3 protein-coding genes are annotated in these 1,637 nt (G+C 39.0%); all 3 read left to right on the forward strand.

The features are described 5' to 3' along the window. A partial coding sequence (locus A2517_RS10330) for a hypothetical protein (RefSeq protein ID WP_294896739.1) occupies nt 1-453 on the forward strand: 453 nt, incomplete at its 5' end. Beyond that, entirely contained in the window at nt 450-953 is a 504-nt protein-coding gene (locus A2517_RS10335; RefSeq protein ID WP_294896741.1) for a hypothetical protein, read from the forward strand. The genes A2517_RS10330 and A2517_RS10335, both read left to right, overlap by 4 nt. Before the next feature lie 9 nt (nt 954-962). Next, on the forward strand, nt 963-1,637 hold a 675-nt coding region (locus tag A2517_RS10340; RefSeq protein WP_294896743.1), incomplete at its 3' end, for a secretin N-terminal domain-containing protein.

A 1,637-nucleotide genomic window follows, 5' to 3' on the forward strand; every position in this document is an offset into this window, starting at 1 on the left:
GAAAATGAATTAAATATCGACAAGCAATACTTATCGGCTAATCCGCCTGAACGAATTACTCAAATAGAGCGTGAAACAGTAGAGATAGAGCGTCAACGTACTCTGTATGTACAATACAATACGTACATCAAAGAGCAATTGGAACAAATTTCTTCTTTATACTATGATGAAAAAGTGTGGGGGGGGTACTTGGATTCTGTCTCACGATACGCACGTGTACACAAGGTAAAACTAGCCACATTCGGTAATACCTTGCAGACAGACAACAGTTCATTCGGACATGTTTTAGACATTATTATTGCGTCCGAAGCACCGTATAAAAATACGTTAAAATTCATTAATGCCCTCGAACAAAGTCATCTGGTTGTTGATTTACATAAATTCAACATTCGTGCTGATGAAAAACTCAAAGGGGATCTTAATATCTCAGTATGGGGGATCGTAAGACAATGAAAAAATATATACTTATAGGGTTTATGAGTATGATGGTACTCCATGCTACTGTCCCGTCTGTAAGTTCACCCGCCGTAACCGTAATGACGCAACCAAACGGCGATAAAGAGTTAGCGTGGGTTGATGAGCAAATTCTTGCCATTCTTCCTGCACGGATCGGTGTACCGGATGGATTTATCAACTCATTGCGTGATCCGATGAAAATGAAAAAAGCAATACCGACCGTAAAATCGGGATCCAATCTTCTAGCCCCTCCTAAATTGGGCAGTATGGGAGTTTTGGCTCAACCAAAAGTGCTCGAGGAACCGCTACGGCTTCTTGCAATAATGAATAAATCGGTATTAATCAGCGGTAAATGGTATAAAGTCGGGCAAAGTGTCCGTAATTTCACCCTCGCTGAGATTAAGTCCAATTCTGTTTTATTGACAGGGAAAAAAGATCAAAAGCTTATTTTGTTTTTAACCAAACAAAATAATAATATTAAAATCATCACGAAATAGGAAAGTATCATGACATCAGTAATTAAACACCATGCGCGAGCGTTTATGTTATCCGTTGCCACGGCTGCCCTTCTCACACCTACACTGCAGGCAGATTGTACGTATGAGCTTTTCAATATCTCTTCTGTCAAAGGAACTAGCGTAGGAGAGTTCGTTGACCAACTTAGTGATGAGTGCGGCATGAGTGTCGTTGTCACAGATGAGCAAGCCGAAGAAGTTCTTAAAAGACCGATGAATAAAACTTTTTTGAAAAATTTGACCATTAATGAAGTGTTCGATTTAATCATCAAAGAGAACAATCTTCAATATACCTTACAAAACAACCTTCTAAAGATCTCCTATCTAACAACAAAAACTTATAATATAGATTATATTACTACCGAACGAAAAGGGACAGGAAGCACAAATATCCGTCTTAGCTCTAATTCGGGAACAGCAGCTGGGGCAAGTGGATCAGCCGAAGCAAGTGGTGGTAATAATGCATCAGCCGAGTCAGGAACCAATATCTCAACAATAGATGAAGTAAAATTTTGGGATACATTAGAGCAAGAGGTTAAAAGTATTCTGAGCCGTCCTGAAGATGATTACAGACAGAGCAATACACTCAACCAAGCATCGGATGAAAAAACTGCTACAGAGAAAACATCAGAAAAAGATACCCATCACAACATATTCATTAATAAA

The sequence above is a fragment of the Sulfuricurvum sp. RIFOXYD12_FULL_44_77 genome, assembly GCF_001830725.1.
GTDB classification, from domain to species: Bacteria; Campylobacterota; Campylobacteria; order Campylobacterales; family Sulfurimonadaceae; genus Sulfuricurvum; species Sulfuricurvum kujiense_A.

What these genes read in the sequence shown, in the direction of transcription:
- A2517_RS10335 (WP_294896741.1), top strand. Translation starts at nt 450, where the DNA reads ATGAAAAAATATATACTTATAGGGTTTATGAGTATGATGGTACTCCAT.